Here is a 19738-nt window from a genome sequence, read left to right as displayed (position 1 = left end):
TGTGGTTTTTAGCAAAACACGATCTTTCATTTGAGCTTTCTTCAATTTAAAGTAAATACAGAAAATTGCTGCCTATAGCTAAACTGACTTAGATTTACCGACAATTTGAAAAACCGTCATTCCGCTACTAGTTAGCGCCGCGGCGGTATGACGTGTTGCTTGGGTCAGCTATAGCTAAAGTAACTTAGGTTCACCGACAATCGTCATTCCGCTACTAGTTAACGCCGCGACGGCATGACGTGTTGCTTGGGTCAGCTATAGAATATAGATCAGAAGTGACAGAGCTTAAAAAAAGGCATAACATTCTTAATAAACGTAAAAAGCTTTATGAAAATCAGAGTTGGAGTAATAGCCTGCTTAGGCAGAATGGGCAAGAAAATACTCAATGAATTAATTACAAATGCCGAAGTGGAAATAGCAGGTGCTGTTGCCCGTTCAGGCAGTAAGTACATAGATTCAGATATTGGACCAATTATAGGCTGCGGTTCCAATCTAGGAATTAAAGTTACAAGTTCTATTAGTGGCATATTTGAGTCATCTGACGTTGTAATAGATTTTACAACTAAAGAATGTATGTTAGACTGCCTTAAAGCAGCTGTAAAATTTAAAACACCGCTGGTTAGTGGCACAACTGGAATAGAAGGTGTCGATTTGAAAGAATATGCTGCTGAAGTTCCAATATTATGGTCAGCAAATATGAGTGTTGGGGTTAATGTATTGCTGAAATTGGTAAAAAAAGCTGCTGAGCTTTTAGGTAATGAATATGACGTTGAAATTTGGGAAATGCATCACAACTTAAAAAAGGACTCACCATCTGGAACAGCTATGGAACTTGGCAAAACAATTGCTAACGCTTCAAAAGTGGATTTTCAGTCCAATCAATATCTACATAGCGGTTCAAACATAAGAAAAAAGGGGGGAATAGGTTTTGCAGTATCTCGTGGAGGTGGAGTAATAGGAGATCACAGTGTGATGTTTGTTAATTCTGATGAACGGATAGAACTAAACCACAAAGCAATTGATCGCACAACGTTTGCTAGAGGAGCTGTTCAAGCAGCAGTATGGCTATACGAAAATAAAAGAGAAATTCCGGGGCTCTATTCAATGCAGGACGTTATATGAGCGATATACACGCTTCCGTTAACAATCTAAATCTTTGGTATGGCTCTAAACAAGTTTTATTCGATATAAATTTGAATATTTATAAAAGAAAAGTTACTACTTTTATCGGACCATCTGGGTGCGGTAAATCAACATTTTTGCGTTGTTTTAATCGTATGAATGACTATGTACCTGGATGCAAAACTGTTGGTGAATTAGATATCGATGGGCTGGGTGATATATATTCACGCGATATGGATGTTGTGCTACTCAGAGCAAAAGTTGGCATGGTATTTCAAAAGCCAAATCCTTTTCCAAAATCAATATATGACAATGTTGCTTATGGGCCAAAACTGCATGGTATGGTGAAGGATAAGCAAAAATTGAATGAGATGGTGGAAAATAGTTTAACTAAAGTTGGCTTATGGGAAGAATTAAAAGACAGATTGCAAGATAGCGCACTCAATTTATCTGGTGGCCAACAACAGAGGCTATGCATCGCTCGCGCAATTGCAGTGAAGCCAACTATTTTATTAATGGATGAACCGTGCTCTGCTCTTGATCCAATGGCAACCAATGCAATTGAAAATCTTATACAAGAGCTGAAATTAAGATTTACCATAATTATGGTAAATCATTCAATGAAACAAGCTAAAAAGTTATCTGATAGTGTAATTTTCTTTCATAATGGCAAGATCGTTGAATCTGGAAGCACTCAAGAAATATTCGAAAATGCTCAATCTCCCTTAACAAAGGAGTATATCCTGGATCATTAAATTTCTGTCATCAAAGTAGCTTGACTACTTTAAAAAATGTACCCGTATGCCGTATCTGTCGTTCAGCATGGTATAGCTAAACTGACTTAGATTTACCGACAACCGTCATCCCGCTGCTTGTTAGCGGGATCTATAGCTAAAGTGGCTTAGGTTTACCTACAATTTGAAAAACAACAAATTCGTCATTCCGCTACTAGTTAGCGGATGAGATACCGCGGCGGTATGACGTAGGGAAACCTGACTTGCACTAGCTATAGATCTAAACGCGAATTCTGGATTAAGGAAGGAAGAAAGTATAGGAAATAGAAGGCTTTTTGGATTTGATGGAATAGGAAATGAGAGTAGAAAAGATATGAACCAAAAAATTAACAGGGGATCTATGGCGAGTGTGTTCAATTTCTAGTCTATTTTTTAGGTAACCAAAAACAGTCTCAATGATAGACCTTTTTCTCAGTAAAATCTTCTCATTTAGCGAAATCAATGCATTTTTCATACCTTTTTTCACCTTGGTAACAAGTTTCAAACCTCGGTCAAACAGCTTCTGAAAAAGCTCTTTTGCAATATAACCTTTGTCACCAAACAAAAGGCCGGTTAATTTTTCCGTCAGATTTGGCACAGGTATCCTATCATCAACATTGCCTTTTGTTAGCGTAAGTGAATGAATTTCACCATTTTCATTGATTACCATATGTAATTTGAAACCAAAAAACCAGCCGTAAGTACTCTTGCTTAATTTTGCAATTCCAGCAAAAACTTTGTTTTTGGATATTCTTTTTGCATGACAAACTGCAATGGGAGTTGTGTCTATATATGAAATTCCAGTGTTTTCTGACTGTCCACAAAGCCAATGCAACAACATTGCTAAATGCCACAAAACCCTAGGCTTTAGAGCAACAAACCTGGTATATGAAGGCAACTTTGGAAACTCTGATTTGTAGAGCAACGTTAGGTAATGTAGATAGAAAGTTTTGAAATTTTTACACGGAGATTGTTGATATAGCAGGATTATTGTCATGATTTCGGAGTGTTCAATTTCCGTTGTTCTTGTGGGTTTTTTACCATTTGGCAGTAGTTTACCTGCAAAATTTTTCTCTATATCTCTGCAAAAATCATCGACCAAACAAAACAGTTTGTTATATCTTCCATGGTTAACCTCATCTGTTTTTTTATAACTGCTGAGTTTACCCTGTTTTCTTGCCTTTTCTATTCTCCTTTAATCCAGAATTCGCGTTAGAGATACCGTGGCGGTGTAGTAATTCGTCATTCCCCTACGTGCTAGCGGCTGAGATACCGCGAATGAATCGCGGTATGACGGTGTAGATGACGGTTAAGTAATTCGTCATCCCGCTACGTGTTAGCGGGATCTATGTGAGATACCGCGGCAGTATGACGTAGGACTGCTGTCATCCCGCTGCGTGTTAGCGGCTGAGATACCGCGAATGAATCGCGGTATGACGGTTAATTTTCTTTATTTTACTTATAACTTCCACAAGCAGTGCAAACATAAATGAAGAATACAAATATTCTTTTGGTAATTCTACATGAAATCCATGAAGTATGAGGTACACACCGACAAGTAAAATAAATAAGATAGCAATTACTTTTAAGCCTGGGTTAGATTTGATTAACTGGGCGGTATAACTTGATAAAAACAGCATTGCTAGCATGGAAAATGTAAATGCTGTAGCAATTATTACCATGTTATAAGTTAATGCTATAGCAGTTAATATCGAATCAACTGAAAAAACTAAATCTATTAATATAATTTGTAGCACAACTAAAAAAAATTTTGATTTAACGTTTGCTTTCTTTTTATTTTTCTTACATACAAAGATGTCATCCCATAACTCCATAGAGCTTTTAACAATAAGGAATAATCCCCCTGCGATCATAAGTAAATCCCTTGCTGAAATATTTAGCGATGCAGTGTGAAATATGGGTTTTTGCATTGACAATATAGATGATGTAAAAAATAGTATTACAAAACGCATTAATAGTGCTAATCCAAGGCCCATAAGGCGCACTCTTTCTCTCAGCGCATTTGGTACCTTATCTATTGCTAGAGAAATAAAAATTAAATTGTCTACACTAAGTATAGTTTCAAGTAGTGTAAGTGTCAGTAAAGTCCAAGCATCAGCTAGCATTTTTGTCCCAAATTCGGCTCCTCTTACTCTACAATAGATGTGTAAAAATTAAGTGACTTCACTCAGAAGTTTTATAGACGCGAATTCTGGATTAAGGAAGGAAGAAAGTATAGGAAATAGAAGGCTTTTTGGATTTGATGGAATAGGAAATGAGAGTAGAAAAGATATGAACCAAAAAATTAACAGGGGATCTATGGCGAGTGTGTTCAATTTCTAGTCTATTTTTTAGGTAACCAAAAACAGTCTCAATGATAGACCTTTTTCTCAGTAAAATCTTCTCATTTAGCGAAATCAATGCATTTTTCATACCTTTTTTCACCTTGGTAACAAGTTTCAAACCTCGGTCAAACAGCTTCTGAAAAAGCTCTTTTGCAATATAACCTTTGTCACCAAACAAAAGGCCGGTTAATTTTTCCGTCAGATTTGGCACAGGTATCCTATCATCAACATTGCCTTTTGTTAGCGTAAGTGAATGAATTTCACCATTTTCATTGATTACCATATGTAATTTGAAACCAAAAAACCAGCCGTAAGTACTCTTGCTTAATTTTGCAATTCCAGCAAAAACTTTGTTTTGGATATTCTTTTTGCATGACAAACTGCAATGGGAGTTGTGTCTATATATGAAATTCCAGTGTTTTCTGACTGTCCACAAAGCCAATGCAACAACATTGCTAAATGCCACAAAACCCTAGGCTTTAGAGCAACAAACCTGGTATATGAAGGCAACTTTGGAAACTCTGATTTGTAGAGCAACGTTAGGTAATGTAGATAGAAAGTTTTGAAATTTTTACACGGAGATTGTTGATATAGCAGGATTATTGTCATGATTTCGGAGTGCTCAATTTCCGTTGTTCTTGTGGGTTTTTTACCATTTGGCAGTAGTTTACCTGCAAAATTTTTCTCTATATCTCTGCAAAAATCATCGACCAAACAAAACAGTTTGTTATATCTTCCATGGTTAACCTCATCTGTTTTTTTATAACTGCTGAGTTTACCCTGTTTTCTTGCCTTTTCTATTCTCCTTTAATCCAGAATTCGCGTCTAAAGTGAAACTTGAGTGAGAAATATTTAAGTAATAATTTTCCGCCACAAACAATACTTTCTTTGTTTGCTAGTGCAATAGAAGTCTAATCTACTTTCAATTCCCCAGTATGTAAACTGCGCGGTAAGGACTCTAATTCCTTTGCAGCACTTAAACTTTTATTTTTTGCATGTATACCAAGCTTATTGAATTCTCGAGCAGCAGGAAACACTCTTGCTTCAAGCGAACCAGCGGTTTTATTGTAATGATCAACAGCGCTTTTTAAGCTCCTGCGCAAATTATCAAAGTTTTCACCCATTGTGCAAATGCGCTCATATAAAATATGACCTAGTTCACTGATTTTCTTTGCGTTTTCAGCTATCATCTCTTGCTTCCATCCATACGCTATTGCTCTCAGCAACGCAATTAGAGTGATCGGTGTTGCAATGATCACTTTTTTTTCCACTCCAATCTCTATCAAAGCGGGCTCATATTCCAGTGCTGCGCTAAAAACCCCCTCCCCTGTTAAGAAAAGTACCACAAGTTCTGGCGTATTTTCAAATTGATTCCAATACTCTTTTTTACCCAAGTCATTTATGTGTTTTTTTATTGCCAGGGAATGGTTCTTTAATTTCTCCTTTTGTATTTGCAAATCATTTTGTGATATAGCATCCATGTAAGAATCAAGCGGCACTTTAGCATCTATTATTATTTGCTTTCCAGATGGCATTTTGATTATTAAATCAGGACGCAATAAATTATCCTCGTTTTTATCAATCACTGACGGCTGAGTAAAAAAATCGCAATACTCAATCATTCCTGCCATTTCTACCACTCTTTTGAGTTGCATTTCACCCCATTTGCCCCTAATTTGAGGTTTCCTCAGGGCATTAGCAAGGTTGGAAGTTTGGTTCATCAGCGCTCCAATTTGCTCCTTTAAACCTTCATAGGCCCCTACCCTCTCCTTTTCTAGCTCACGTATTTCATTATCGAATTTTTCTAATTTTTCTTTTATTGGAGTTACAACTTCGTTGATCGTTACTTGTCTTTTTTTGAAATCGCTTTCCGTTTCTTTTAATTTACTATCAATTACTTCCTTTGCTAAGTTCAGAAAATTATTGTTATTTGTTTGCAAAGCATCAAGAGAGAGCGCTTTAAAAGTGTTTGTTAATCTCTCCTCTGCTTTTGTTAGTAATTCTATTTCCTTTTTCTTTTCCTCACGTTCTTTTTGCAAAGTTACTTCAAGTTCTGCTCTTTTGACCCTTAAATCAACTATTTCTTCATTCTTCGTAAGCAAACTTTGCTTTGTTTCTTGAAGTTCTTGCTCTAATTTACATAAATTACCCTCAAGGTTTGCTTTCTTTTCGCTCAGTTTTTTTACGATAATGTAGAAAAATAGTAATAGAGAGACAACCAGAGCTATAGAATTGAAAAGCATCAGAATAAAAGAACTGCGTTTACAATTCTATATGATTTTTGTGTATATAAGAAAGAAAAAAGGAGCACCTCTTGAGGTGCTCTTTTTGAAGATTTAGCTATTACAGTAACTGTTAGATGCTATTTCTACGACCAATACAAGCAGTTCGTGGTTGCACTTCTGACTCAGTAGTTTCTGAATTTGGTAACCAAGGTTGATTTTCTTCTGCATCAAAAAACTCCTCTTCTAAAGCAGCAGGTGAGTTTGCTCCCTCTGGAATAACAATATCATTAATAGCAGTACCATTAACTTGAGATTCACTTGGTACTTGACTTCTCGGTTGGCTAGTCCCACCTGCTTGATTTGCCTTATTACCAGACCAACAGCTTTTAATGCTATTCTAGCCTGATGAAATTTTTCCTGCAATCCATGAAATCCCTGTGTGATCAGCAATCCACTTAAAAAACTTTTTTATGTTTTTCCACATATTTTACTCCTTAAATTAATAATAAATTAACTGAATTATTTCATAAATAGTATAACATGTCAACTATTTTTTACTTTAAACGCGAATTCTGGATTAAGGAAGGAAGAAAGTATAGGAAATAGAAGGCTTTTTGGATTTGATGGAATAGGAAATGAGAGTAGAAAAGATATGAACCAAAAAATTAACAGGGGATCTATGGCGAGTGTGTTCAATTTCTAGTCTATTTTTTAGGTAACCAAAAACAGTCTCAATGATAGACCTTTTTCTCAGTAAAATCTTCTCATTTAGCGAAATCAATGCATTTTTCATACCTTTTTTCACCTTGGTAACAAGTTTCAAACCTCGGTCAAACAGCTTCTGAAAAAGCTCTTTTGCAATATAACCTTTGTCACCAAACAAAAGGCCGGTTAATTTTTCCGTCAGATTTGGCACAGGTATCCTATCATCAACATTGCCTTTTGTTAGCGTAAGTGAATGAATTTCACCATTTTCATTGATTACCATATGTAATTTGAAACCAAAAAACCAGCCGTAAGTACTCTTGCTTAATTTTGCAATTCCAGCAAAAACTTTGTTTTTGGATATTCTTTTTGCATGACAAACTGCAATGGGAGTTGTGTCTATATATGAAATTCCAGTGTTTTCTGACTGTCCACAAAGCCAATGCAACAACATTGCTAAATGCCACAAAACCCTAGGCTTTAGAGCAACAAACCTGGTATATGAAGGCAACTTTGGAAACTCTGATTTGTAGAGCAACGTTAGGTAATGTAGATAGAAAGTTTTGAAATTTTTACACGGAGATTGTTGATATAGCAGGATTATTGTCATGATTTCGGAGTGCTCAATTTCCGTTGTTCTTGTGGGTTTTTTACCATTTGGCAGTAGTTTACCTGCAAAATTTTTCTCTATATCTCTGCAAAAATCATCGACCAAACAAAACAGTTTGTTATATCTTCCATGGTTAACCTCATCTGTTTTTTTATAACTGCTGAGTTTACCCTGTTTTCTTGCCTTTTCTATTCTCCTTTAATCCAGAATTCGCGTCTTAAGCAGTGATGGTTTACGACAAATTTATGTAATGATTTCAAATTTAGCCATACCAATATCAGTGAATTTGTTGAGCAAATAGCACTTAATTAGTAATTCTTTTTCACGATTTACTTCAGATTTATTCCTAAAGCTAAATCCAAATACTTGCTTCAACCTTGAGAAAAATCCTTCTATGTAAGATCTCTTTCCATAAATTGCTTCCTTTTTCCACTCTTTTACACCATCTTGTCCATATAATTTTATTAACCTAATAGCAGCATTTCTGTCAGACATATAATCTATTTTTGAATGTTCTGCTGCATCCTTTTTTGGTAGAACTTTTGTCTTTATATCGTATTTCTTACACAATTTATAAAGTTTGTGCCTATCGTATGCCCTATCTGCATATAATGCTTTTATTTTGTGCTGAAAATTAACTTCTTCAAGCAAATCGCAAGCTCCATAGTGGTCAGAGTAGAAGCCATTACTGTATCTTGCAGCTATAGCTTTTTTACTATTTACACTTAACATAACATGTAACTTTCTTACTTGCTCGTAGCTTCGGTACTTTCTATCTGCACTGTTTTCCTTACTGTGGCCAGGAGTGTTACTGTAAATGCTGATACTTGTGCTATCTATGATAATTTCAATATTTTCCATGTTGCTTTTATCAACCCTGCAATCATTTATCTTAATATTAAGTTTTTTAAACCTTCTTGATGCTTGTGAATAGCTGATAACTGCCAAATTTTTTCCTATTTGTTGCAGATATCCTTTTATAAACCCCACCGTTTGTCTTAAACCAATTCTAAAAAGATTGACAATTATATGCACCAAAATTACGACTTTATCACTGTAAATATAGTTGCCGCCCTGCATTTTTGGACTATTTTCATACCAATTTTCGATAGCTTCATCGATGTAACGAAAAATATTTCCCCTTTTTTCAAGGAATTTGTTATATTCGTTTTGGTTACTGACTTTCATTTTCTGTGGCATATTTTTTCTTCAACAGTTAAATGGTTATTTATAATGAATTTTGTCAGTAGCCACCAGATTTTTTCGGTTGCTATGCAACAAAGCCATTCCAGTGCTACTTTCCTGTCATCCGAGTAGCTGGCACTGCCCTCCTTACATGGTCACTAGGGTGACAGGATGAAGGTACTGGGATTGTATATTAAATCAAAGCCGCAAGGCTATAATGAGCAAGGAGTGATACTGTCAATTGGATTGATTGATAGAAATCGTAGGCATCTCAGTGCACTCCTAGCTTTAAAAAATGGAGTACGAACGGTAGGGGGATCTAAAAGATCGAATCACAATCCTGTACAGCATTTACATTATTATTTGATTATATCTATAGGTACAAAAATGGCTAGAACAGTTTTCATTGGTATTGATGTTTCAAAAGAAACACTTGATATCTCAATCGACAATAAACATCAGCGTATAGAAAATGTAGAAAGAGCTATATCTGAGTTTATAAAGTCAAAAATAGTTAACGTATTTGTTAGGTTATGTGTAGTAGAATCAACAGGTGGTTATGAAAAACTTGTCATAAAGTTGTTACGGGAACATAACATAGCTGTTCACAGAGCTCACCCAAATCGGGTATATGCATTTGCAAAAGCCTGCAACCACTTTGCAAAAACAGATAAATTAGATGCAAAATTACTAGAAAAATATGCTGAATTTATCACAAAAAATGACGAGGTAATAGAATACATAGTTTCAAAAAAGCAAGAAGAACTAAAAACGCGAATTCTGGATTAAAGGAGAATAGAAAAGGCAAGAAAACAGGGTAAACTCAGCAGTTATAAAAAACAGATGAGGTTAACCATGGAAGATATAACAAACTGTTTTGTTTGGTCGATGATTTTTGCAGAGATATAGAGAAAAATTTTGCAGGTAAACTACTGCCAAATGGTAAAAAACCCACAAGAACAATGGAAATTGAGCACTCCGAAATCATGACAATAATCCTGCTATATCAACAATCTCCGTGTAAAAATTTCAAAACTTTCTATCTACATTACCTAACGTTGCTCTACAAATCAGAGTTTCCAAAGTTGCCTTCATATACCAGGTTTGTTGCTCTAAAGCCTAGGGTTTTGTGGCATTTAGCAATGTTGTTGCATTGGCTTTGTGGACAGTCAGAAAACACTGGAATTTCATATATAGACACAACTCCCATTGCAGTTTGTCATGCAAAAAGAATATCCAAAAACAAAGTTTTTGCTGGAATTGCAAAATTAAGCAAGAGTACTTACGGCTGGTTTTTTGGTTTCAAATTACATATGGTAATCAATGAAAATGGTGAAATTCATTCACTTACGCTAACAAAAGGCAATGTTGATGATAGGATACCTGTGCCAAATCTGACGGAAAAATTAACCGGCCTTTTGTTTGGTGACAAAGGTTATATTGCAAAAGAGCTTTTTCAGAAGCTGTTTGACCGAGGTTTGAAACTTGTTACCAAGGTGAAAAAAGGTATGAAAAATGCATTGATTTCGCTAAATGAGAAGATTTTACTGAGAAAAAGGTCTATCATTGAGACTGTTTTTGGTTACCTAAAAAATAGACTAGAAATTGAACACACTCGCCATAGATCCCCTGTTAATTTTTTGGTTCATATCTTTTCTACTCTCATTTCCTATTCCATCAAATCCAAAAAGCCTTCTATTTCCTATACTTTCTTCCTTCCTTAATCCAGAATTCGCGTTGATGGTAGGGAGAAGTGTACTAATAAATTGGTCCGTACAGATATGTTAGAAACAGCTATATGGGAAAAGGTGAAAAATTTACTAAAAAACCCAGAGATAATAAAAAATGAGTATCACCGTAGAATTGCAGAAAATAAAAATGATGAATCATCAGATAAGAAGTTTGCAAGAAGGGAAAATCAAATAAAACAAGGCATCGAAAAGTTAATGGAAGACTATTATAGTCAAGAAAATGTAGGAGATAAAGGATATATAAGTGAGGAAGAATTTAAACAGACGATGAAAAGAATGAGGGAACGCTTAAGAGGGATAGAAGAAGAGAAGAAAAAGGTAGCTGATCAAAAAGCAATAGAGAAGGGAATGAACCTTATCATCAACAGTATAAAGAGTCTTTATTCCAGTGTAAAATCTAATTTGGAACAGCTAGATTGGCAAACTAAGCGTGGCATCATTAAAGCATTAGTAGAACGAATTCAGATTGGTTATGACCAGGTAGAAGTGACGTTTAGAATCGAAGAACCAGCACAGGGTGGAGAGATTTTTAATTTGCAACATTGTACTGGACGTCATGATAAGGGAGCTGGCGAAGCTTGTCAAGGAAGTTTTTTGTTTCTAACGGTTGTTGCCAAAAACTATACAAGAAGTCTTTTAAGATCAATCACTTATCTTCAAGGCTTGAATAAAAGCATTCTGTGGAATATTTACGTTCCCTATAGAATGTAACCTTTTTTTACCCTTTTTTTGCTTTTCAAGTAGTTTCATTCTTCGCGTTACATCTCCACCATAGAGTTTAGCTGTTACATCTTTTCTGTATGGGTTAATCGTTTCTCTGGCAATAATTTTTCCGCCCACTGCCGCTTGAATCGCGATTTTATATTGCTGACGTGGTATTAGATCCTTCAAGCGTGCACATATTTCACGCCCCCTTTTTTCTGCCCTACTTTTGTGAACAATACAGGCTAATGCATCTACGGGCTCTCCATTAATTAAAAAGCTTAATTTATCTATTTGACTTACCAGATAGCTGGAAATTTCCCAATCCAAGCTTGCATATCCTTTGGAAATTGATTTTAATCGATCATAAAAGTCAAAAACAACCTCAGACAGTGGTAATTTATATCTTAATAATGCTGTTGTTGTGTTACCAATGTAAGATAAATCTTCCTGTTCTCCCCTCCTTTCTTCACATAGAGATAGAATCTCTCCCAAGTATTGGTCGGGGACCATTATTGTTGCAGTAATCCACGGTTCCTCTACCATTTCAATCTTTATTGGATCTGGCATATCACTTGGATTATGAATATTCAGAATTTCACCGCTTCGTATTGTAACCCTATATATAACGCTCGGCGCAGTTGCTGTTAGATCTAAATCAAACTCTCTTTCGAGTCTTTCTTGAATAACTTCAAGATGCAACATTCCCAAAAAACCACAACGAAATCCATAGCCTAGTGCATTTGAAGTTTCAGCTTCAAAGGTAAAACTTGCATCATTTAAATGTAACTTTTCTAGAGCTTCCCTTAGATATTTAAAATCATCCGTTTTGTGAGGGAAAATGCTACAAAATACCACAGGATGCACTTCTTTAAATCCAGGAAGTGCTTCACTACAAGGTCTCTTTTCCTCAGTGATAGTGTCCCCTACCTTGCAGTCTGCTACTTCCTTCATTGAAGCAGTTATAAAACCAACTTCACCCGCTGAAAGCTCACTCGTCATAACTTTTTTAGGGGTAAAAATACCAATATTGTCCACTTGATATGTAGCATTATTAGACATCATAACAATTCTCATGCCTTTTTTTAGCACTCCATTTTTAACTCGCACTAAAATTACTACTCCTAAGTAAGTGTCATACCAACTATCAACTAAAATTGCTTGCAGTGGAGCATTTACATCACCTTGAGGAGCTGGAAGTTTTGCCACTATTGCTTCCAGTACATCTTTTATTCCAAGACCAGTCTTGGCTGATATTAAAACTGACTCACTTGCGTCAATACCAATTATTTCCTCAACCTGGAGTTTTACCCTTTCTGGATCTGCAGCAGGAAGATCAACTTTATTGAGCACAACTATTATTTCATGGTTGTTGTCAATAGCTTTATATACATTTGCAAGGGTTTGTGCTTCAACGCCCTGGCTACTATCTACCACTAAAAGCGAACCTTCACATGCAGCTAAGCTTCGACTTACCTCATAAGAAAAATCAACATGACCTGGAGTGTCCATGAGATTTAGGCAATATTGATTACCGTCGTTTGCCGTATACTTGAGTTTTACCGTCTGTGCTTTAATTGTAATGCCACGTTCACGCTCTATATACATTGAATCGAGTATTTGATTGATCATTTCTCTTGCTTCAAGGCCGTTACATTTCTCTATTAAACGGTCAGCAAGCGTTGACTTACCGTGGTCTATATGCGCTATTATTGCAAAATTTCTTATGTTGTTCATTTATGGCTATTTTATTTAAGTAGAACCATTTTACATTTTAAGTGTTGTGAGGGCAATTCTTTATTAAGAGACTATTTACTCCTTCAACATAGACGACACTTTTTTCGAGCAGGAAATCACTTTATTAACCATATAGTTTTCATGATTATTATCTATTTTAGGCAACTCATACAGATAATTTACCATCATCCCAGCCGACTGACTAATACCCTTTTCAGAAGTATCCGCCATCCAGTTTAATTGTTTTATCGATGCACCATTGCTTAAATGAAAATGCGCCACTGGATCATAGGCACTTCCATTATTGCTCTTAACCTTGAGCAAGTAATGTGCACATAGTTTAAGCATGCATTGTTTAGTTTCATTTGTACATTCAACGTTAGTTTTTAATTGCTCTGCACTTTCTAAAATTTCTGCACTAGATTGTTTTATATTTAGTTTGCCCAATAAAGTGACATCTTGGTTTAGATTGTTTTTTAGCCATTTCGTAAAGCCAGGTATTGGAGAAAGAGTTGCGTATGTTTTTATACTTTTAAACTCTTGTGACAGCTTTTCTACAACCCTTTTGATCAAAAAATTACCAAGGCTGATTCCAGATAACCCTGCTTGAGTATTTGATATTGAATAGAATATAGCAGTGCTTGCATTACTTGGATCATTTGAAGGTACCGACTCATCTAAAAGGTGTTGAATGCTATCTGCAATCTTATCCATTAATGCAACTTCTACAAAAATCAAAGGTTCGTTTGGTATCTTGTAATGAAAAAAAGCAAAACAGAGACCCAGCCTGTTTTTTAAGTCATCCCAAGAGGAAATTTTATGCACAGCTTCATATTTTATAAGTTTTTCTAGCAATGATGCAGGTGAATCCCAAGTGATTTGACGAAGATCGAGTAGATCAACATCAACCCAAGTATAGAGTATATTTTTTAATTCGTTCTCTAGTGGGTTCAAGCTTCTATGTTGGTTCTTTAGCTTAAGCACATCAGAACGCATATCAACAATAAACTTAAGGCCTTCTGGTAAAGAAATAAATTGCTTCAATATTTTAGAACGCGGTGATTCAAGAATTTTTATCAAATCTTGCTCAAACTTATAGCCTAACTCAGGATTTTGATTCTTTTGATACTCTTTTATTTTCTCGTCTATTTCCTCTTTATTCGGATTAAATTTTTCTGCCAGGGTTTGCAGAAATTTTATTTTACCTTTCTCTGATAAGCTTAAGTACAAATTACCAAGAGATACAGCATTCTTACGTGCTGAAACCTCCCCTCCCTTTGGATTTAAGCACTCGTTCATCTTCAAGACTAAACTATCGATATCGCGACTGTTACTTAAATCAGGACCGATGTTACCAATCCATGATCTTACAGCATCTGCCACTCCACCTAGTATTTTAAAAAAGCTCCTTACCGCTTTTTTGTCTTCAACTTTCACTATATCAGTTTTTACCAATGATTCTTTCGTCATAGATTCCCTTTATTATACATGGCTAATGCAAGTCAGGTTTCCCCACGTCATACCGCCGCGGTATCTCTAGATACCGCTAACAAGCAGCGGGATGACGAATTTGTCGTTTGTCAAATCGTCGGTAAACCCAAGTTATTTTAGCTACATGTAGCTTAAGTTAAAGGAAAATTTTAGCTACATAGCAGGCACTATTACTAGATTATTAATAATTCAGTAATACAATTAATTTCAGAATGTTAATGGGGAGCAAGATTATGGCAGAAGCAAAGAAAAATCCAATCGTTACATTAAACGCTCAAGCTAAAGAATTTGACTTCAGTAAATTAAGAGCTGCAGAGGATAATAAAGAAGCAAACTCTGGCGAAACAATGTACTTAGATTTCCACAGGATGAATTTCGTTATTAATGAAAAAAAATAGATAAAAGTCTTATTATTGCGCTGAAAGAAGGAGCGAAGGACTATGAGAGTAAGCTTTTTAGTGAGAATGATATTTATAGTGATTCTCTAGTTGGTGAAAGAGAAATAGATACAGATCAGGGTAGAGTTTTTGTTGATTCAGTGTTAAAAGAGCTTAATCAGAATAGATTACCTAAAATTTGGGAGAACCACTTCAATAATCCTGAAACTACTGATCATCAGAAAACTGATTCATATAGAAAAGAGTTTGAAAGATTTTACAACATAGGAAAGGAGCATAATCACCTACTACCAAAAAAGGGAGATAAAAATCACCGCCCATTTGCAAAAGAAGTTTTTAAGGAAATGTTCAAATATGCTGGAGCAAAAGTTCCAAGTGACCCCATTTTAGAAGAGCTAGTTACTAATTGTAATCAAGCAGGGTATGGAGCTGGTATATTTAATGAGTATCACGCTGCGCTCAGCAGTTACAACGCGAATTCTGGATTAATAGATGAGGTTAACCATGGAAGATATAACAAACTGTTTTGTTTGGTCGATGATTTTTGCAGAGATATAGAGAAAAATTTTGCAGGTAAACTACTGCCAAATGGTAAAAAACCCACAAGAACAACGGAAATTGAGCACTCCGAAATCATGACAATAATCCTGCTATATCAACAATCTCCGTGTAAAAATTTCAAAACTTTCTATCTACATTACCTAACGTTGCTCTACAAATCAGAGTTTCCAAAGTTGCCTTCATATACCAGGTTTGTTGCTCTAAAGCCTAGGGTTTTGTGGCATTTAGCAATGTTGTTGCATTGGCTTTGTGGACAGTCAGAAAACACTGGAATTTCATATATAGACACAACTCCCATTGCAGTTTGTCATGCAAAAAGAATATCCAAAAACAAAGTTTTTGCTGGAATTGCAAAATTAAGCAAGAGTACTTACGGCTGGTTTTTTGGTTTCAAATTACATATGGTAATCAATGAAAATGGTGAAATTCATTCACTTACGCTAACAAAAGGCAATGTTGATGATAGGATACCTGTGCCAAATCTGACGGAAAAATTAACCGGCCTTTTGTTTGGTGACAAAGGTTATATTGCAAAAGAGCTTTTTCAGAAGCTGTTTGACCGAGGTTTGAAACTTGTTACCAAGGTGAAAAAAGGTATGAAAAATGCATTGATTTCGCTAAATGAGAAGATTTTACTGAGAAAAAGGTCTATCATTGAGACTGTTTTTGGTTACCTAAAAAATAGACTAGAAATTGAACACACTCGCCATAGATCCCCTGTTAATTTTTTGGTTCATATCTTTTCTACTCTCATTTCCTATTCCATCAAATCCAAAAAGCCTTCTATTTCCTATACTTTCTTCCTTCCTTAATCCAGAATTCGCGTTTTTAAAACAATAGTCCCCTGTTATTTTTGACAATAACTTGACTGGAAAGTATGACAAACATGCCACTATCAAAAATAAAGGTTGCAATATTATGTTGGCTGCTAAAACAGCACCCAGTGTACACAATGAATACACTCCCTCTGCTCTGTGGCCCACGTATTCACATTTATCATTATCTTGATAATACTTGTTATAATTGTCTTTACTCTCAACGCCACAAATTACATCTTTCACAGGTCCTAGCACATTATCAACGTAACGTACAGATTTATAGAAACTATTCTCTGGAACTGGTGTGTGATTTTTTACTTCCTTAGCAGGCACAATTCCATATTTAGCATACCTTTTAAAATATTGATATACTGACATTCTCATCTCCAAATCATAAATATGCAACGTAGCCTAATATAATTAAGAATTAGTTTATAATAAATACGTTTTAAGATACCTGCCTGTAACACTTTCTGGAATTTTTGCCACTTCTTCTGGAGTTCCAGTAGCAATCACTTCTCCGCCTTTTATTCCGCCCTCTGGTCCGATGTCTATTATATAATCTGCAGTTTTTATAACGTGCAAATTGTGCTCGATAACTATAACAGTGTTTCCCAGATCGACTAATCTATGGAGTATTTTTAGTAAGTTATTTATATCTTCAAAGTGTAATCCAGTTGTTGGCTCATCAAGAATATACAATGTTCTTCCAGTAAATCGTTTTGATAGCTCTTTGGACAGCTTTATTCGTTGTGCTTCACCCCCAGACAACGTTGTTGACGACTGTCCGAGTTTTATATAGCCAAGCCCTACTTCCTGCAAAGAAACCAACTTTTCTTTTACCATTGGAAGGTTTTCAAAAAAATCACAAGCCTGATCTATCGTCATATCAAGCACATCAGAGATTGATTTTTCTTTATAAGTAACTTCCAATGTTTCTCGATTATACCTTCGCCCTTTACACTGCTCACACTTCACATAAACGTCCGGTAGAAAATGCATCTCTATCTTTAAGTGCCCATCACCTTTACAAGCCTCACACCTTCCCCCTCTGGTATTAAATGAAAACCGGCCTATATTATATCCCCTTGCTTTTGACTCCGAAAGACCTGCAAACCAATTTCTTATATGAGTGAACATACCAACATATGTTGCTGGATTTGACGCCGGAGTTCTACCAATTGGCGACTGATCAACTTCTATAATTTTATCTATATATTCAAGACCTTCTATCTTATCGCATTGGCCATACCTTGCAGACGAATGATGTATCTTATGTGCTGAATATTTATATAACGTTTCTATGACTAAACTTGATTTTCCCCCTCCTGATATTCCAGTAACACAAATAAGATTCCCTATAGGAAATTTAACGTTCACATTTTTTAAGTTATTTTCACATGCATTTATTACTTTTATGAACTGAGTTGCTTGCTTTCTTCTCCTTGGAATTAAAATTTTTTTCTCTCCACTCAAATATTGCCCTGTTATGCTCCCTGAATTTCTTTGCACCTGGTCTGGTGTTCCTTCTGCAACAACTTTTCCACCATTTACGCCAGCTCCAGGACCAATATCAATCGCATAATCAGCAGCCATTATTGTATCTTCATCATGCTCAACAACGATTACAGTGTTACCCATGTCTCTCAAGTTTTTCAGTGTAGCAATTAACCGATCATTATCGCATTGATGAAGGCCTATCGAAGGTTCATCAAGCACGTACAGCACTCCTGTTAAACCAGAGCCAATTTGTGAAGCAAGTCTGATCCTCTGACTCTCGCCGCCAGAGAGAGTGCTAGATTCTCGATCAAGCGTTAGGTAATTCAACCCTACATTCTTTAAAAATGCTAGCCTCTTGATTATTTCATTTAATATTTTACTTGAGATTTGCTTCTGTTGTTCTGTGAGCTTGTCTGGCAAATTTTCAAACCACTTAAGGGATTCATCGATGCTGAGCCCTGATATTTCACCTATATGTTTGCTATCAATTTTTACTGTAAGCGCTTCTTTTTTCAATCTATAGCCAGTGCATTCCTTACAGTGAGTGACAGAGCAATATCGCTCAACAAGCGTTTCATCATAATCCATCTGACGTTCTAGGATACTGACCAAACCTTGAAATTTATCAGAGCCAAAGAGTATCATATCTTTTACCTCTTGATCTATGTTCTTCCACGGAACATCAAGGCTAAATTTACAATTTTCAACCAGTGATAGAATTGCACTTTTTAGAAATCCATAACTTGTGTGCATTTGGCGTGCTGCCTGCCCTACTGGCTTTAAAGCACCCTCAGATATTGAAAGAGTTTCATCTGGCACTATCAGTTTTACATCAACAGCCAGCTTTTTACCAAGCCCATTACATGAACCGCATGCACCGTAAGGGCTGTTAAAAGAAAATAATCTTGGTTCTATTTCCTCAAGAGTGAAACCAGACTCGGGGCATGCAAAATTCTCTGAAAAAGTCAGAATTTGGCCATTGTTATACTCAGAATTATGGTTGTCAGGTAGGTTTACTACTTCTACATACATTAGACCATTACCAAGTTTTAGTGCGGATTCTATACTACTTGGCAGTCGATTTCCTATATCGCCCAATATTGATATTCTATCTGCAACCACAAAAATGTCGTGTTTCTTGTTCTTATCGAGTTTAGGCAAGTCATCTACATTGTACACTTCACCATCTATTTTGAACCTTACGTAACCTTGTCTTTTAATTTCCAATATCTCTTTGAGATGTTCTCCCTTTCTACCACGCACAACAGGGGCAAGTATATATATTTTAGTTTCTAAAGGTAACGCAATTATAGTATCTACAATTTGAGACACCGTTTGTTTTGTTATTGGCAATTGAGTTGCAGGTGAATAAGGAACTCCTATTCGTGCATATACTAAGCGCAAGTAATCGTAAATTTCGGTAACAGTTCCAACTGTTGACCTTGGATTTTTTGAGATCGATTTCTGGTTGATAGATATTGCAGGAGAGAGACCTGTAATCGACTCAACATCTGGTTTATCCTGAATGTTGAGAAATTGACGCACGTAAGCTGATAGGCTTTCAACGTACCGGCGTTGGCCTTCCGCATAAATTGTATCAAAAGCGAGGCTAGACTTGCCAGAACCACTTAGCCCAGTTATAACAACTAGCTTATTTTTCGGTATATTGACATCTACACCTTGCAGATTATGTTCCTTTGCGCCCTTAACTCTGATGAAATTGTCCATACATCACGTATTTTTAACAATCATAACCTCAAGATACATAAACTTACAGTAACTTTCTACTGATTTTTTAACTATTACGGAGAATAA

The 19738-nt window shown here is 35.8% G+C and carries 16 protein-coding genes and 1 pseudogene; 7 read left to right on the top strand and 10 right to left on the bottom strand.

Features of this window, described 5'->3' with window-relative positions:
• Positions 1 to 327 precede the first annotated feature (327 nt).
• A complete protein-coding gene (gene dapB, locus AAGD95_RS00305) occupies positions 328 to 1122 on the top strand; it encodes a 4-hydroxy-tetrahydrodipicolinate reductase (RefSeq protein WP_341818534.1) in 795 nt (264 codons plus the stop codon).
• A complete protein-coding gene (gene pstB / locus AAGD95_RS00300; protein ID WP_341818533.1) occupies positions 1119 to 1877 on the top strand; it encodes a phosphate ABC transporter ATP-binding protein PstB in 759 nt (252 codons plus the stop codon). Before dapB ends, pstB begins: the two co-directional genes overlap by 4 nt.
• 277 nt (positions 1878 to 2154) lie before the next feature.
• On the opposite strand, the gene AAGD95_RS00295 is transcribed toward pstB, so the two are convergent.
• From AAGD95_RS00295 to AAGD95_RS00265, 7 genes and pseudogenes are all read right to left on the bottom strand, one after another.
• The gene (locus tag AAGD95_RS00295; protein ID WP_410542088.1) at positions 2155 to 3006 is read right to left on the bottom strand and encodes an IS982 family transposase; all 852 of its coding nucleotides are present in this window, start codon (positions 3004 to 3006) and stop codon (positions 2155 to 2157) included.
• A gap of 289 nt (positions 3007 to 3295) precedes the next feature.
• Positions 3296 to 4021 (bottom strand): TerC family protein, encoded by a 726-nt coding sequence (locus AAGD95_RS00290; protein WP_265025597.1) that lies wholly within the window; start codon positions 4019 to 4021, stop codon positions 3296 to 3298.
• A gap of 91 nt (positions 4022 to 4112) precedes the next feature.
• A pseudogene (locus tag AAGD95_RS00285) lies at positions 4113 to 4963 on the bottom strand (IS982 family transposase).
• A 188-nt stretch (positions 4964 to 5151) separates the two neighbouring features.
• Entirely contained in the window at positions 5152 to 6483 is a 1332-nt protein-coding gene (gene rmuC / locus AAGD95_RS00280) for a DNA recombination protein RmuC (RefSeq protein ID WP_341818532.1), read from the bottom strand.
• A 225-nt stretch (positions 6484 to 6708) separates the two neighbouring features.
• Complete coding sequence (locus AAGD95_RS00275; protein WP_341818531.1) at positions 6709 to 6915, bottom strand: hypothetical protein; 207 nt, start codon at positions 6913 to 6915, stop codon at positions 6709 to 6711.
• 127 nt (positions 6916 to 7042) lie between these two features.
• Entirely contained in the window at positions 7043 to 7894 is an 852-nt protein-coding gene (locus AAGD95_RS00270; protein ID WP_410542088.1) for an IS982 family transposase, read from the bottom strand.
• Positions 7895 to 8023: 129 nt separating this feature from the next.
• Complete coding sequence (locus tag AAGD95_RS00265) at positions 8024 to 8980, bottom strand: IS5 family transposase (RefSeq protein ID WP_341818409.1); 957 nt, start codon at positions 8978 to 8980, stop codon at positions 8024 to 8026.
• 156 nt (positions 8981 to 9136) lie between these two features.
• Here AAGD95_RS00265 and AAGD95_RS00260 point away from each other — a divergent pair, with 156 nt between their 5' ends.
• The 3 genes from AAGD95_RS00260 to AAGD95_RS00250 all read left to right on the top strand — a co-directional run bounded on the left by AAGD95_RS00260 (position 9137) and on the right by AAGD95_RS00250 (position 11427).
• On the top strand, positions 9137 to 9754 hold the full coding sequence (locus AAGD95_RS00260) for an IS110 family transposase (RefSeq protein ID WP_341818185.1): 618 nt from the start codon (positions 9137 to 9139) through the stop codon (positions 9752 to 9754).
• Positions 9755 to 9837: 83 nt separating this feature from the next.
• Positions 9838 to 10689, top strand: coding sequence for an IS982 family transposase (locus tag AAGD95_RS00255; protein WP_410542089.1), 852 nt, complete (start codon positions 9838 to 9840; stop codon positions 10687 to 10689).
• 42 nt (positions 10690 to 10731) lie between these two features.
• Positions 10732 to 11427, top strand: coding sequence for a hypothetical protein (locus tag AAGD95_RS00250; RefSeq protein WP_341818530.1), 696 nt, complete (start codon positions 10732 to 10734; stop codon positions 11425 to 11427).
• Here AAGD95_RS00250 and lepA read toward each other — a convergent pair.
• Together lepA and AAGD95_RS00240 are read right to left on the bottom strand one after the other, a co-directional pair.
• Complete coding sequence (gene lepA, locus AAGD95_RS00245) at positions 11359 to 13155, bottom strand: translation elongation factor 4 (RefSeq protein ID WP_341818529.1); 1797 nt, start codon at positions 13153 to 13155, stop codon at positions 11359 to 11361. The genes AAGD95_RS00250 and lepA overlap by 69 nt on opposite strands.
• Positions 13156 to 13230: 75 nt before the next feature.
• Positions 13231 to 14625 (bottom strand): malonyl-CoA decarboxylase, encoded by a 1395-nt coding sequence (locus tag AAGD95_RS00240; protein ID WP_341818528.1) that lies wholly within the window; start codon positions 14623 to 14625, stop codon positions 13231 to 13233.
• A gap of 233 nt (positions 14626 to 14858) precedes the next feature.
• Between AAGD95_RS00240 and AAGD95_RS06425 the strand changes: the two genes are divergently transcribed.
• Together AAGD95_RS06425 and AAGD95_RS00230 are read left to right on the top strand one after the other, a co-directional pair.
• Entirely contained in the window at positions 14859 to 15044 is a 186-nt protein-coding gene (locus AAGD95_RS06425) for a hypothetical protein (protein ID WP_410542079.1), read from the top strand.
• A 488-nt stretch (positions 15045 to 15532) separates the two neighbouring features.
• Positions 15533 to 16417, top strand: coding sequence for an IS982 family transposase (locus tag AAGD95_RS00230; protein WP_410542086.1), 885 nt, complete (start codon positions 15533 to 15535; stop codon positions 16415 to 16417).
• A gap of 438 nt (positions 16418 to 16855) precedes the next feature.
• Here AAGD95_RS00230 and uvrA read toward each other — a convergent pair whose 3' ends face one another.
• Positions 16856 to 19651, bottom strand: coding sequence for an excinuclease ABC subunit UvrA (gene uvrA / locus AAGD95_RS00225; protein WP_341818527.1), 2796 nt, complete (start codon positions 19649 to 19651; stop codon positions 16856 to 16858).
• Positions 19652 to 19738 lie beyond the last annotated feature (87 nt).

It is taken from the genome of Wolbachia endosymbiont (group B) of Ennomos erosarius (assembly GCF_964026905.1).
Lineage (GTDB): Bacteria > Pseudomonadota > Alphaproteobacteria > Rickettsiales > Anaplasmataceae > Wolbachia.
Note: the sequence above shows the minus strand (reverse complement) of the source record. Positions and strands in the feature narration are given on the sequence as shown.